This is a genomic window from Candidatus Thalassolituus haligoni (assembly GCF_041222825.1).
GTDB lineage: Bacteria > Pseudomonadota > Gammaproteobacteria > Pseudomonadales > Oceanobacteraceae > Oceanobacter > Oceanobacter antarcticus.
On sequence record NZ_CP139482.1, the window covers coordinates 1,281,035 to 1,294,498 of the forward strand.

A 13,464-nucleotide genomic window follows, 5' to 3' on the forward strand; every position below is an offset into this window, starting at 1 on the left:
AGACATGAGCATCGATCTGTCCCAGTTTCATCAAGTGTTCTTCGAGGAGAGTTTCGAAGGTCTTGATATTATGGAGAGCGAACTACTGGATCTGTCGCCCGACAGCGTCGATGCGGAAACGGTCAACACTATTTTTCGGGCGGCTCACAGTATCAAGGGAGGAGCCGGTACGTTTGGCTTTATGTCGGTATCGGAATTTACCCACGTGGTGGAAACCTTGCTGGACGAAATTCGCTCTGGCAAGCGAGCGTTGATACAGACTCATGTCGATCTGTTTTTACAATCGGTGGATTGTTTGCGGGCAATCTTGACCAGCCTGAAAGACAAGGAGGAGCCTGAGCCAGGTCGGTCTGCAGAGTTAAAAACCGAATTTGAAGCGATTCTGGCTGCTCAGCCGGGCCAGCTCGTTGAGACTGAGGTTCAGGATGATGACGGCGTAACTCCAGACGGACACGGCGTTGCCGAGGTCTTGGGTTGGCGTGTTCATTTTGTGCCTGCCAGAGATATGCTGCAAACCGGCAATGAGCCGTTTCGGATGTTTCGCGAACTCGCCGCTCTGGTGCCTGAAGGCCAGTTCAGCGTCCTTGCTGATACCCGCGCTATTCCTGAGTTTACCGCTATGAATCCAGAGCTGTGTTATCTCCGCTGGACTCTGACGCTGGCAGGTGCCGTGGCCAGGGAAGATATCGAAACGGTCTTTGAGTGGATCGCGGACGACTGTCAGATTGATTATCAGCCACTGGCTGAATGCGCTTTGGCTGATGATACTGTTGAAGTTGAGCATTCTGATGGTGTTCAGGACTCTCCTCCGAATTTGTCCCCGAACGGTATCCAGGCCGACACCCATCACAACACTCGTCATAACGAAGCCACAGGGACGGCAACGGCTGTTACCGTAACGGATATGGCGACCATTGCCGATCTAACGGTGGTTAGCAATGCTGTTGCAGCAGCTGTTACGCTACCGACCGGGGCAGCAGACAAGCCTGCTCCAGTGAAAGCGACCAAAACCTCAAAAACCGCCAAAAGCACCGATCCGTCATCCATCCGGGTATCGATCGACAAGGTCGACAGCCTGATCAATATGGTTGGGGAGCTGGTCATTACCCAGTCGATGCTGGGCCAGCTGGGGCAGGATTTTGATATGAGCCGACTGGCCCGTTTGCAGGAAGGATTATCGCAACTGGAACAAAACACCCGCGAGCTGCAAGAAAGTGTGATGAAAATCCGCATGATGCCGATCAGCTTTGTCTTCAGTCGTTTTCCGCGACTGGTACGTGATCTGGGTAACCAGTTAGGCAAAAAGGTCAATCTGGTGATGCTGGGAGAAAACACCGAGCTGGATAAAACCGTGATGGAAAAAATCGGCGATCCGCTGGTACATCTGGTGCGCAACTCCCTCGATCATGGTCTCGAAGTGACGGCCAAGCGCCTCGAAGCGGGTAAAAACGAAGGTGGCACCATCACCCTTAATGCCTTTCATCAGGGTGGCAATATCGTCATTGAAGTACGTGATGACGGTGCTGGACTCAATGAAGACCGAATTCTGCAGAAAGCCAAAGAACGGGGTCTGGTGGCCGCCAATGCGGAATTGACCCCGGAAGAAATTCACCAGCTTATTTTCCTGCCCGGTTTTTCCACCGCCGATATCGTCAGCGACATCTCCGGTCGTGGTGTGGGGATGGACGTGGTGCGCCGCAATATCAACGAGCTCAACGGCACCATCGAAGTGAAGTCGCAGCAAGGTAAAGGCTCTACTTTTGTGATTCGGCTACCGCTGACACTGGCGATTCTGGACGGCCAGCTGGTGGCCGTCTGCAAACAGACTTACATCTTCCCGCTGGTGTCGATTGTGGAATCCATTCAGCTGCAAAAGCAGACACTCAACAATATCACCGGCAGCCAGCCTGTCATGAAGCTGCGTGACGAATACATACCGATTATCCGTCTCGATCAGGTGTTCAACTTGCGCCCTCCGGGCGAGTACCCCGACGAGGCCATGCTGGTCGTGGTGGAAGGCGACAACGAGAAAATCGGCATTGTCGTTGACGATTTGCTCGGCCAGCAGCAAGTAGTGATCAAGAGTCTGGAACAGAACTATCAGAAAGTCGGCGGCGTCTCCGGTGCCACGATTCTGGGTGATGGCACAGTGGCGCTGATTATCGATATATCCGGTGTCGGCAAAAAAATGGATGGCCGGACAAGTACGTCCGGTGCAGAAGCAGCAGCGTAGGTAAAGACGATGACAGCAACCGAAACAGTCGTGACGGAAAGCGCCTCGCAGGGTGAACAGCAGTACCTGACGTTCATTATGGCAGGAGAGGAATATGGCGTAGATATTCTTGCCGTACAGGAAATTCGCGGCTGGGAAGAATCCACCGTCATTCCGAATTCGCCCCGTTACATCAAGGGCGTGATCAATTTGCGCGGCACCATTGTGCCGATTATGGATTTGCGTGTGCGCTTTGGTTTACCAACGGTGGAGTACAGCCCGGTGACCGTGGTGATTATCCTGAAAGTGGATAATCCGAGCGAGCGGGTGATGGGCATTGTGGTCGACGCCGTCTCCGATGTGTACACCATTGCTCAATGCGATACCCGCAAAGCCCCTGAGTTGAGCGAAGACGGTAACTCGGTCTTTCTGCAAGGCCTGGTCAATGTGAATGACAAAATGGTGATTTTGCTGGACGTGGAGTCCTTGCTTTGTGTGCCAGGATCATTGGTCACCCACCTCTAACCACAACCTGTTTCAAGTACTGCTGGAAGGACAGAAATTATGAGCTTTCTGAAGAAGATGTTTGCACCGGAAGTCGACACGGCTCAACTCGAAAAAATCCGCGAGCTGGAAGCCAAGGTCGAGGCACTCGACAAGAGTCAGGCGGTGATCGAATTTAATATGGATGGCACCATCATTAGCGCCAACGATAACTTCCTTGGTGCCATGGGCTATCGGCTGGATGAAATCCAGGGCAATCATCATCGTTTGTTTGTTGACCCTGAGTTTGCCGAAAGTGCGGAGTACCGCCGCTTCTGGGATGCCCTGAATCGCGGCCAATTCCAGCAGGCCGAATATTTGCGGATTGGTAAAAACGGCAGGGAAGTCTGGATTCAGGCGTCCTATAACCCGATCGTGGATGAAGAGGGTAAACCCTATAAAGTGGTCAAGTACGCAACGGACATCACTGCCCAGAAGTTGCAAGCCAAAGAAAACGAATACAACTCCAACATCGCCAATGCGCTGAAAGTGTGTCAGGCGGGGGTGATGCTGGCGGACAATGATCTCAACATTGTGTATCTCAATGACGAAGTAACTACCATGCTGCGTTACCGGGAAGAAGCGCTGAAAAAGGGCTTGCCCAACTTCAGCATTGATACCTTGCTCGGCAGTAATGTGGATATTTTCCATAAAAATCCGGCTCGCCAGCGAGGTATGCTGAGTAACCTGAACGAACCGCTGCGAACCAGTTTTGAGGTAAACGGGCTGACCATGGCCTTGATTGCATCGCCGTGGGTTGATGCCTCCGGGCAGCGGCTGGGTACCATTGTCGAATGGCAAGACCGTACGGAAGAAGTGCGAGCCGAAAAAGAAATCGATGCCATTGTCGATGCCGCCTCCAATGGCGACCTGTCGCGTCGAATTCAAACCGCTGGCAAACAGGGGTTCCAGCTGAAACTGGCAGAAGGTCTGAACCGTTTGCTGACCATCTCTGACAGCGTGGTGAGCGATACCATACGGGTGTTCGATGCCCTGGCGCATGGCAATCTGACCCGGCGTATCGATGATGATTATCACGGCTCGTTTGACAAGCTCAAGCAGGATGCCAACGCCACCGTTGAACGCCTGACCGACATTATTACCGGCATTCGTGAATCGGCGTCGACGGTATCGACCGGTGCCAGTGAAATTGCCCAGGGCAACGCCGATCTCAGTCGCCGCACGGAATCCCAGGCTTCCAGCCTGGAGGAAACTGCTTCCAGCATGGAAGAAATGACCAGTGCGGTGAAACAAACCAGTGAAAACTCGGTACACGCCAACGAACTGGCTTCGACCGCCAAGCAAAAAGCCATGGCTGGTGGTCAGGTGGTCAGCAAGGCCGTCACTGCAATGGATGAGATTAACAGCGCCAGCAAGAAGATTGCTGACATCATCGGAGTGATCGACGAGATTGCTTTCCAGACCAATCTGTTGGCCTTGAATGCCGCTGTTGAAGCTGCACGGGCTGGCGAGCAAGGCCGTGGTTTTGCCGTGGTGGCGGGAGAGGTTCGTAACCTGGCCCAGCGCTCGGCCGGTGCCGCCAAAGAAATCAAGGATCTGATCCGTGACAGTGTCGACAAGGTGGATGCCGGTACGTCTCTGGTGAACGAATCCGGTCGCACGCTGAATGACATTATTGAAGCAGTGGATCGGGTGTCAGAAATGATCCGCGAAATCAGCACTGCGGCACGGGAGCAGTCATCCGGTATCGAACAGGTCAACAGTGCAGTGTCCCAAATGGACGAAATGACCCAGCAAAACGCCGCCCTGGTGGAAGAAGCTTCCGCTGCTGGCGAAGCCATGGCAGAGCAGGCCCGTTCGATGATGGAAATGATGGAGTTTTTTACCCTCAGTACCGCCACACCAATGAACCATGCCGCACTCCGGGCGCCCGCTGTGACACCGGCACGGGTCAGACCGGCGGCCTCAACAAAAGCAGCATCCGCGTTGTCGGTGAGTGATGACGACGATTGGGCGGAGTTCTGACTCATGGCGAATGCGGCAACAGTGAGCGTTGATCGTTCGACGGATGGTAACGAACCCGAATTTGATATGACAGACAGGGATTTTAATACCATTGCTGAATTAGCTGATCGTCATACCGGGATCGTACTGGGGCCGCACAAACGCACCATGGTCTATGGCCGTATTGCCCGGCGTATCCGGGCGACGGGGTTGGTCAGTTTTCAGCGTTACCTTGCTTATCTGGAGCAGCACCCGGATCAGGAGCTGTCCCATTTTATCAATGCAATCACGACCAATCTGACCTCGTTTTTTCGTGAGCCACACCATTTTCATTTTCTCGATCAGCAGCTGTTGCCTCGGCTGAAGCTAAAGAACAGCGCCAGCAAGCGGCTGAGAATCTGGTCAGCAGGTTGCTCGATAGGCCAGGAAGCCTACACCATCGCGATCAGTGTTTTACGCGCCGGGTTTCCAAAAGACTGGGACATCCGCATTTTGGCGACGGATCTGGATTCCAATGTGCTGGCAACCGGCGAGCAGGGAATCTATCCGCTTGATCATATCGAGTCGCTCGACGCGGAGGTAAAGCGCAACCATTTTCGTCCGACCCCGGATGGCCGCTCGGTACAGATCAATGCCGACTTGCGCAACATGGTGCACTTCAAGCGTTTGAACCTGCTGGAATCATGGCCGATGAATGGGCCGTTTGATCTGATTTTTTGCCGCAACGTGGTGATTTATTTTAACAAGGACTCACAACGGATGCTGTTTGACCATTTCGCGGACTACCTGGCCGCTGACGGCCATTTATGTATCGGCCATTCCGAAAACCTGGCGGGTGTCAGCGAGCGTTTTCAGCCACTGGGTCAAACCGTCTACCGGAAAATCAGATGAGAGTTTTTGCTGAACAGCCAGTCCAGCCTCCTGTCAGTCAGGGTTTTGAACACGTCAACCGTTACTGGGACGATGTGCACAAGGTCTGGACGGCAAAAATACTGCCCGGTGAATTTTATGTATCGACCACGGGTGAAATGGTGGTCACTGTACTGGGTTCCTGTATCTCTGCCTGTGTGCGGGACAAGGTCAGAGGCATCGGTGGCATGAACCATTTTATGTTGCCGGAACAAACGGAATATTCCTCGGACGTCTGGGGTGGAAATCCGGGAACCTCGGCATCGCGGTATGGCAATTGGGCGATGGAGTTTCTGATTAACGAGATTCTCAAACGTGGCGGCCGCAAGGAAAATATGGAAATCAAGTTGTTTGGCGGTGGCCAGATGATTGCGTCAATGACTGATATTGGCCAGCGTAATATCCTTTTTGCCTATAACTATCTTGCCAATGAAGGGCTTACCGTATCGGCAGCAGATGTGGGCGACGTGTTTGCCCGCAAGGTGCTGTATTTCCCGGACACGGGGGCGGTCAAGGTGCGCCGCATCCGCGATATGAAGAACAACACCTTGCTGGATCGGGAAACCCGATACCGCAAGGAAGTGGAGCAGACGGCCAGCTCACCAATCGGCGGTGGGATTGACCTGTTCTGAGCGCACGATTCACGTGCCCTGTTGCGTTTTTCACCTTTTCTCTGGAGCTGAGGCATGGCTGATGTTCGTGTGCTGGTTGTTGATGATTCAGCACTGATACGCAAAATGCTGACCCAGATCCTGTCGGAAGCAAAGGGCATAGAGGTCGTAGGGACGGCACACGATCCGCTGATTGCCCGTGACAAGATCAAGCAACTCAACCCGGATGTGCTGACTCTGGATGTGGAAATGCCACGCATGAACGGCCTGCAGTTTCTCCGTAATCTGATGCGATTACGGCCCATGCCGGTCATTATGGTGTCGACATTAACGGCGGTCGGTGCCCCAGTCACGCTGGAGGCACTGGAGATTGGCGCGCTCGATTACTTGGCCAAACCGCAACTCGGCAACGAGCAGCATTTTCAGCTGTTTGCCCGCCAGCTGGTGGAAAAGGTACGCATGGCCGCGACAGCACGGGTACAGCCGCTGCAGAAGTTTCATGCGTTACGTTTTGCTCCGAAGGTCAAACCGGCAGCGGCAGCGGCAGCGGCAGCGGCTTATCGGCGCTGGATTGTGCTGGGTGCTTCCACCGGCGGTACTGAGGCGATCAAGACGTTGCTCAGCCAGGTGTCGGCGCAATGTCCGCCGATGCTGATCACCCAACATATTCCCGAAGTGTTCAGTGCTTCATTTGCTCAGCGACTGAATACCATACTGGAGCCTGAAGTGCTGGAAGCCAGCAATGGTCTGGAGGTTTGTGCTGGTCGGGTTATTATTGCCCATGGTTCACATCATTTGACGTTTCGTCGCGATGGAACCGCCATTCGTTGCATACTGTCTGACAGCGCCCCCGTCAATCGTCACCGACCTTCGGTTGACGTGATGTTTGATGCAATTACGGCGGTTAAACCCGCGCAGGAGCTGGTGGCAGTGATGTTGACCGGCATGGGGTGCGATGGGGCCAGTGCGATAAAGCGGCTGCATCAGTCCGGTACTCGCACCGTGGTGCAGGATGAAACCTCATCGGTGGTGTGGGGGATGCCAGGAGCCGTCGTTGACATTGGCGCAGCAGATCATGTCTTGCCACTGGACAAAATTGCTACTTGTATGCTGGATCTGGCTAAATAAAGTGGCGGCGAGCCGTGCAAATCCGTTAGCGTATGCTAAATATTGAGTATGTATACCCGCCCTGCAGTCCGTGCGATCACGGTCAGGGTGAGACAAACCGTTTGGGAGCGACAGCTCTCATCATTGAATAAGGTGATAGATAAATGTCTGTAGAAACCGCAGTGTCTGATGATGCCAAGCAACTGACGATCAAGGTATCTGGCCGTTTTGACTTCAGTGCGCATCAAGCGTTCCGGGATGCCTATGAAGCCCAGCAGCCAGCGGCGCTTCGTTACGTGATTGATCTGGCAGAAACCTCCTATCTCGATAGCTCTGCTTTAGGGATGTTATTGCTGTTACGGGATCACGCCGGTGGTGATGGTGCCGATATCAGCATCACGAATTGCAATCAGGATGTGAAAAAAATCCTGACCATTTCCAATTTTGAGCAATTGTTCAGTATCCAATGAGGCGACCGAAATGCCGCCAATCCGGATATTGATTGCGGACGACAATCAGGTCGATCGCAAGATTCTGATGCGTATTCTCCAGAATCAGGGGCATGAAATTCTGGACGCCGAAAACGGCCAGGAGGCCGTCGCTCTCTATAAAGCGGAGTCTCCCGATATCGTGTTGCTGGATGTCATCATGCCAGTGATGGACGGCAAGGAAGCAGCACGACTGATCAAGGATCATGCCGGTGAAGATCTGGTTCCGGTCATTTTTCTGACTTCCATGACGGACGCTTATGGCTTGGCGGAGTGCCTGGAAAGCGGCGGTGACGATTTTCTTAATAAACCCTATAACCCGGTTGTATTGCAGGCCAAGGTGCGATCGTTTTACCGTATGCGGGAGATGCATCAGACCCTGCAGCAACAGCGCGATACCATTGTCAGCCATAACGAACACCTGATGCATGAGCAAGAAGCTGCCAAAGCGGTGTTTGATAACGTCGCGCATCTGGGGTGTTTGTCGGCCAATAATATTCGTTATCTGATATCACCACTGGCTGTCTTTAACGGTGATGTACTGCTGGCAGCACGACAACCCAGTGGGGCTATGAATCTGTTGTTGGGAGACTTTACCGGTCATGGATTACCCGCTGCCATTGGTGCGTTGCCACTGGCCGAGATTTTCTACGGCATGACCGCCAAAGGCTTTGGAGTGCGCGATATCATTCGCGAAATCAACCGCAAGATGAACTCGATTTTACCCATTGGTTTTTTCTGCTGCGCGGCGATGGTCGAACTGAACTTCGAGCGTAAGTCGGCGAGTGTCTGGATGGGCGGAATTCCGGATTGTTATTTGTACCGGATGGCTGATGCCTCGCTGCAAACCTTGCGCTCCGAGCACTTGCCGCTGGGGGTGTTGAGTGATTCCCGTTTTGTCGATTCGTTGCAAGAATTCACGCTGGAGCTGGGCGACCGCTTGTTGTTATGGTCCGACGGTATTCTCGAAGCACGGAATCCGGCAGGTGATATGTTTGGTCAGCACCGGCTGCAGGCGGCTATCGAATCCGCAGCCGATGCGGATACGATTTTCCCGACGATCAAGTCAGCGTTGGCAGGTTTTCAGCAAAACAGCGAGCGTGATGACGATATTACCTTGCTGGAAGTGCGGATGACGTTGCCGGAAACACTCGAAGATGATCCGAAATCCTTCGCGCTGGCGTCGGCTGCAGGGCCGATGGACTGGTCCTTCAGCTATGAGCTGGGCCCGTCCAGCCTGAGTCACTTTAATCCTCTGCCGCTGGTGATGCATATTATGATGGAGGTACCGGGCCTGCGGATGATGAGCGGCCAGTTATACACCGTCATGGCAGAACTGTTTGGTAATGCGCTGGAGCATGGGGTGTTAGGGCTGGATTCAGCCCTGAAGCGCTCTCCAGAGGGTTTTATGACGTATTATCAGCAGCGTCAGGAACGTATCGAACACTTGCAAGAGGGTTCGATACGAGTCGTGATGCACCACGAAGGTAATGGCGCATGCGGGCAGCTACGGGTTCGATTTGTTGATAGTGGTGATGGCTTTGACTATCTGGCGTTGCAGCAACGCGCTGCGGCGAATGCCCACGTGGTTGAAAAACATCAGTATTCTGGCCGGGGTATTCCTCTGGTTCACCAGATATGCGAGTCTGTTACCTACTTTGGTAAAGGAAATGAGGTGGAGGCCGTTATTCACTGGCCCCAGCTGAGTGAGGGATAACCGATGAAATTGCAGGACCATTTTGATAGCGAGTCATTAGATATACTGCGCGACGTGATGGACGACGAGTTCGACGATCTGATCACCTTGTTTGTTAATGACTCCGAAAGTCGACTACCGAAAATGAATGCGGCCTGGGTGCAGCAGGATGTCGCCGGGTTGGGTAATTTATCCCACAGCTTCAAGGGAGCCAGCGGCAATGTCTGCGCCGCTGCCTTGTCGCATTGCAACAAGGAGCTGGAAGATTTCCTGCGAGACAAGGAAGCGGACGATGTGGACTGGACAGAGGCGCGTCAGTTACTGGCTGCCATCAATCAGGAATTTGCTGCTGTCAAGGAGTGTATCCAGCGTCATTTTCACTAACTCGGGCTTAACAGCCTAATCCGGCAGGCGCCTCGTTGTTGCCTCTGCCCTGCAGGGAAATTGATCCTCTGCTGGGCATTCCCCTCTCTTATCTATCACCGAAATATGACCCCGTAGGGTTCCTGCTCTGTCACCGGCTGCGGTGTGATGCTCTCTGTTGCTGTCACAACGACGATATTGATATTGGTCTCGTGGTGCAATAATAGCTAGCCGGTCATAGCCAGGGTGCCGGTGTCGGATCAGGGTGTTGTCCGCCGAGGTAAAATCCCCCTATTTTTTAGTTGGCGTGTTAATTGCTGAATCGATAGCAGACGTTCCGTTGTGAACTATCTTCGGAGAGATGCATGAGCCTGACACCCACTGGGTCCGAATTTTTATTACCAAAACCTGCAGCCAAGACGGCTGTTGGCCTATCTTCCAGCCTGCCAACGGTTGATGGTGGGCGGTTTGCCGGATTAATCAACCGATCGTCAGCGACCACTGATCATGGTTTGAGCGAACAATCGAGCCTACAGACGTTGCCGTTAACCGGTGAGATTTTGCCGTCTGAGGCATTAAACAGCGCTGAGGTATTGAGGCAAATTCGTGCAGAAGGCGAGCTGTCGGGATTCGCCCTGACTGCTGCGGGATTGACAGCTGCAGGATTGGCGGAGGTTGGAGAAGGAGAATTCGATCCCAGTGACCTAGAGCGAGAGGATGCAGCTAATGAGGATCAAACCGGTCAGGAAGTATCCCCGGAGAACCCAACGAACCTGATCATGTTAGCCGTGAATCCGGCTATTCCGCTCTCGGAGCCAACGGCTCGTTTCTGGTCTGGTCAATCTTCTGCCAGCGCGTTGGCTTTGTCTCCCGCTGCCATGACGAGTTCAGGGAAAGCGCAGGGAATGGCTGATCCAGGCCTGGTTAATACCACTGTAATGGCCGCAGTGGATGCCGATGCCAGCAATACTATCGACCTGGCTGATGTCATGGGGGCAGAGGTTGCCAATGATACGCTGGCAGCCGCAGCAGAAAAGCCAACCTTGTCCGCTGCTCTGAGCAGTTCGCAAGCACCGTCTTCCTTGGCCGGAGCGATGGCTGGCTGGGCGACGGATGCCATGAGCGGCACAGCGGATTCAGACTCTGGAGAAGCATTGGATATTGGCCTGACCGCCGATCAGACGTTGCTGGAGGGTGAACGTAGCAGTCCGGAGGCGTTGGAGTTTGGCAGTGATCGCCAGCGTTGGGGTGGGGCGTTGGGCGGACGCTTGTTAACCATGATCGCGGCAGATATTCAGGAAGCCCGCATACACCTCGATCCGCCAGAGCTGGGGGCGCTGGAAATCAAGATGACGGTAGATGCCGATGATCAGGCCCGAGTGTCTGTACAGGTGCAAAATTCTCAGGTGAAAGAGGTGTTGGAATCCCAGGCACAGCGGTTAAGAGAGGCGTTGGCCGAACAGGGCCTGACGCTGGCTGGCTTTGACGTGTCGGAACAGTCCCCAGGTCAGGGATTTTCCGGACGGGATGATGCGGAGGCTGAAAACACGCTGGCGTCAGATCTTTTGGATGATGACGATAACTTGACGGCTGATATGGCCGAGCCTCACGCCAATCTTGAAACGGATGGACTGCATTTGCTCAGTACCTACGCCTGACTTGATCGCTTGCTCCTGTTACGGGGCATGATCAGCTGCTCTTTTCCTTCCGGCCAGTGTTCACTGGCCATTCCCAATGTTGATGCTCTCTGGCCTGTACTCCCTGTCTCTGGTGTGTTCTGGCAGCGCGACTGCTGTTGGCCGCTGGCAAGCAGGTGACCTGATAGCAACTACACTGGTAATGAGTGTTTTGCTTGCTGCGCGCAGCAACTGAAAGACTTCGACTGTGATTACGTGCCGATTTTTTGACGAAAATGGCTGGCACAGCAATTGCTGAATCCTATAAAGAGCAACCTTGTGGTGCTGTGCCGGAGCGACCCGAACGATGGTGTCTGTCCACAGTTACCCACCGACCCAACGGAGCCAGTTATGGCAACAGAGCAGGATCTGAAAATTGATGAAGGTGCAGAGGCCAAGCCCAAAAGCAAACTGAAGCTCATTCTTTTTATTGTGCTGGCTTTGCTGTTACTTGGTGGGGGTGGTGCAGCGGCGTATTGGTTTTTGTTGGCCGGAACGGATGCTGCCATGATTGAAGGTGAAGCGGTTGTCGAGGAAGAAGTGGTGGAAGAACCGCCAGTTCCGGCGCAGTACATCATGCTCAAGCCCGAGTTTGTGGTGAGTTATCAGGTGGGGCCGAGGCAGCGCTTTCTGCAGGTCAGTATCGAAGTGATGAGCCGTAAACAAACCGCGATTGATGCGTTAACCCTGAACGAACCTATGGTTCGTAACGAAATATTGCGGGTTCTGGGTGAGCAGGAATTTGCTCAACTCCGGACGGATGAAGGCCGTAAAACCTTGCAAACGAATCTTCACGAGCGCGTATCCCAGCTATTAAAACGTGAAGCTTTTATCGAGCCGGATGATATCGAGGCTGTGCTCTTCACCAACTTTGTTATGCAGTAGGTATTCAGCGTGCAGGATTTATTGTCCCAGGACGAAATTGATGCCTTGCTTCACGGCGTGGATGACGGCGCGGTTGAGCCGGACGACCCCGGTGATGGCAATGGTGTTCGCAACTACGATCTGACCAGCAACGACCGCATTGTGCGTGGCCGTATGCCGACGTTGGAGATGATCAACGAACGTTTCGCCCGTTACACCCGTATCAGTATGTTCAACTTTCTGCGGCGCAGTGCGGATGTCTCATCGGGCGGCGTCCAGATCATGAAATTTGGTGAGTACGTACACACCCTGTATGTGCCTACCAGCCTCAACCTGGTGAAGATGCGCCCGCTGCGCGGTACGGCGTTGTTTATTCTGGATGCCAAACTGGTGTTCAAGCTGGTGGATAATTTTTTTGGCGGCGACGGCCGCCACGCCAAGATTGAAGGGCGCGAATTTACCCCGACAGAAATCCGGGTTGTACAGCTGGTTCTGAGCCAGGTGTTTAACGACATGATGGAAGCCTGGTCGCCAGTATTAAAAGTCGACTACGAATACGTTGGCTCCGAGGTGAATCCGGCTATGGCCAATATTGTCAGCCCCAGCGAAGTGGTGGTGGTCAGCACCTTCCATATCGAGCTGGATGGCGGTGGCGGCGATTTACACCTGACGATTCCCTACTCAATGATTGAACCCATTCGGGAAATTCTGGACGCCGGTGTACAGAGTGACATCGACGATGTGGATGAGCGCTGGATGCAGTCGTTACGTGAAGACATTCTCGAAGCCACCGTGCCATTGCACGGCACTCTGGCAGAACGGCGGATCAGTTTGCGCGAAGTGGCAGCCTTCAAGGCTGGCGACATTATTCCGATCGAAATGCCCGAGCAGTTTGTCTTGCAAGCCAATGGCGTACCGGTATTACGCGGTCGTATGGGGATCTCCGGAGAGAACCTGGCAGTCAAGATAACGGAACAAATCAAACCCAAACGGCGCTAGCCGAACGATCCATGGTAGCTCCATGGTAACT

12 protein-coding genes are annotated in these 13,464 nt (G+C 53.6%); all 12 read left to right on the forward strand.

The features are described 5' to 3' along the window. Nucleotides 1-4: 4 nt before the first annotated feature. The 12 genes from SOJ49_RS05825 to fliM all read left to right on the forward strand — a co-directional run bounded on the left by SOJ49_RS05825 (nucleotide 5) and on the right by fliM (nucleotide 13,433). Complete coding sequence (locus tag SOJ49_RS05825; protein ID WP_369857294.1) at nucleotides 5-2,233, forward strand: chemotaxis protein CheA; 2,229 nt, start codon at nucleotides 5-7, stop codon at nucleotides 2,231-2,233. Between the two features lie 9 nt (nucleotides 2,234-2,242). After that, entirely contained in the window at nucleotides 2,243-2,737 is a 495-nt protein-coding gene (locus SOJ49_RS05830) for a chemotaxis protein CheW (RefSeq protein ID WP_369857295.1), read from the forward strand. A gap of 39 nt (nucleotides 2,738-2,776) precedes the next feature. Continuing rightward, entirely contained in the window at nucleotides 2,777-4,741 is a 1,965-nt protein-coding gene (locus tag SOJ49_RS05835) for a methyl-accepting chemotaxis protein (RefSeq protein WP_369857296.1), read from the forward strand. A 3-nt stretch (nucleotides 4,742-4,744) separates the two neighbouring features. After that, complete coding sequence (locus SOJ49_RS05840; RefSeq protein WP_369857297.1) at nucleotides 4,745-5,611, forward strand: protein-glutamate O-methyltransferase CheR; 867 nt, start codon at nucleotides 4,745-4,747, stop codon at nucleotides 5,609-5,611. After that, on the forward strand, nucleotides 5,608-6,261 hold the full coding sequence (gene cheD / locus SOJ49_RS05845) for a chemoreceptor glutamine deamidase CheD (protein WP_369857298.1): 654 nt from the start codon (nucleotides 5,608-5,610) through the stop codon (nucleotides 6,259-6,261). Before SOJ49_RS05840 ends, cheD begins: the two co-directional genes overlap by 4 nt. Before the next feature lie 54 nt (nucleotides 6,262-6,315). Next, nucleotides 6,316-7,368 carry a chemotaxis response regulator protein-glutamate methylesterase gene (locus tag SOJ49_RS05850; RefSeq protein WP_369857299.1) on the forward strand — a complete coding sequence of 351 codons (1,053 nt, stop codon included), beginning with the start codon at nucleotides 6,316-6,318 and terminating at the stop codon, nucleotides 7,366-7,368. Nucleotides 7,369-7,511: 143 nt separating this feature from the next. Further along, a complete protein-coding gene (locus SOJ49_RS05855; protein ID WP_369857300.1) occupies nucleotides 7,512-7,817 on the forward strand; it encodes an STAS domain-containing protein in 306 nt (101 codons plus the stop codon). 10 nt (nucleotides 7,818-7,827) lie between these two features. After that, nucleotides 7,828-9,552 carry a SpoIIE family protein phosphatase gene (locus SOJ49_RS05860; protein WP_369857301.1) on the forward strand — a complete coding sequence of 575 codons (1,725 nt, stop codon included), beginning with the start codon at nucleotides 7,828-7,830 and terminating at the stop codon, nucleotides 9,550-9,552. A gap of 3 nt (nucleotides 9,553-9,555) precedes the next feature. After that, entirely contained in the window at nucleotides 9,556-9,915 is a 360-nt protein-coding gene (locus SOJ49_RS05865) for an Hpt domain-containing protein (RefSeq protein ID WP_369857302.1), read from the forward strand. 344 nt (nucleotides 9,916-10,259) lie between these two features. Continuing rightward, a complete protein-coding gene (locus SOJ49_RS05870; RefSeq protein WP_369857303.1) occupies nucleotides 10,260-11,552 on the forward strand; it encodes a flagellar hook-length control protein FliK in 1,293 nt (430 codons plus the stop codon). 369 nt (nucleotides 11,553-11,921) lie between these two features. Next, nucleotides 11,922-12,455, forward strand: coding sequence for a flagellar basal body-associated protein FliL (gene fliL, locus SOJ49_RS05875; protein ID WP_369857304.1), 534 nt, complete (start codon nucleotides 11,922-11,924; stop codon nucleotides 12,453-12,455). Nucleotides 12,456-12,464: 9 nt separating this feature from the next. Continuing rightward, nucleotides 12,465-13,433, forward strand: a complete 969-nt coding sequence (gene fliM, locus SOJ49_RS05880; RefSeq protein ID WP_369857305.1) for a flagellar motor switch protein FliM — start codon at nucleotides 12,465-12,467, stop codon at nucleotides 13,431-13,433. Nucleotides 13,434-13,464 lie beyond the last annotated feature (31 nt).

Coding starts and splice junctions, on each gene's coding strand:
- SOJ49_RS05825 (WP_369857294.1), top strand. CDS start 5: ATGAGCATCGATCTGTCCCAGTTTCATCAAGTGTTCTTCGAGGAGAGT.
- SOJ49_RS05830 (WP_369857295.1), top strand. CDS start 2,243: ATGACAGCAACCGAAACAGTCGTGACGGAAAGCGCCTCGCAGGGTGAA.
- SOJ49_RS05835 (WP_369857296.1), top strand. CDS start 2,777: ATGAGCTTTCTGAAGAAGATGTTTGCACCGGAAGTCGACACGGCTCAA.
- SOJ49_RS05840 (WP_369857297.1), top strand. CDS start 4,745: ATGGCGAATGCGGCAACAGTGAGCGTTGATCGTTCGACGGATGGTAAC.
- cheD (WP_369857298.1), top strand. CDS start 5,608: ATGAGAGTTTTTGCTGAACAGCCAGTCCAGCCTCCTGTCAGTCAGGGT.
- SOJ49_RS05850 (WP_369857299.1), top strand. CDS start 6,316: ATGGCTGATGTTCGTGTGCTGGTTGTTGATGATTCAGCACTGATACGC.
- SOJ49_RS05855 (WP_369857300.1), top strand. CDS start 7,512: ATGTCTGTAGAAACCGCAGTGTCTGATGATGCCAAGCAACTGACGATC.
- SOJ49_RS05860 (WP_369857301.1), top strand. CDS start 7,828: ATGCCGCCAATCCGGATATTGATTGCGGACGACAATCAGGTCGATCGC.
- SOJ49_RS05865 (WP_369857302.1), top strand. CDS start 9,556: ATGAAATTGCAGGACCATTTTGATAGCGAGTCATTAGATATACTGCGC.
- SOJ49_RS05870 (WP_369857303.1), top strand. CDS start 10,260: ATGAGCCTGACACCCACTGGGTCCGAATTTTTATTACCAAAACCTGCA.
- fliL (WP_369857304.1), top strand. CDS start 11,922: ATGGCAACAGAGCAGGATCTGAAAATTGATGAAGGTGCAGAGGCCAAG.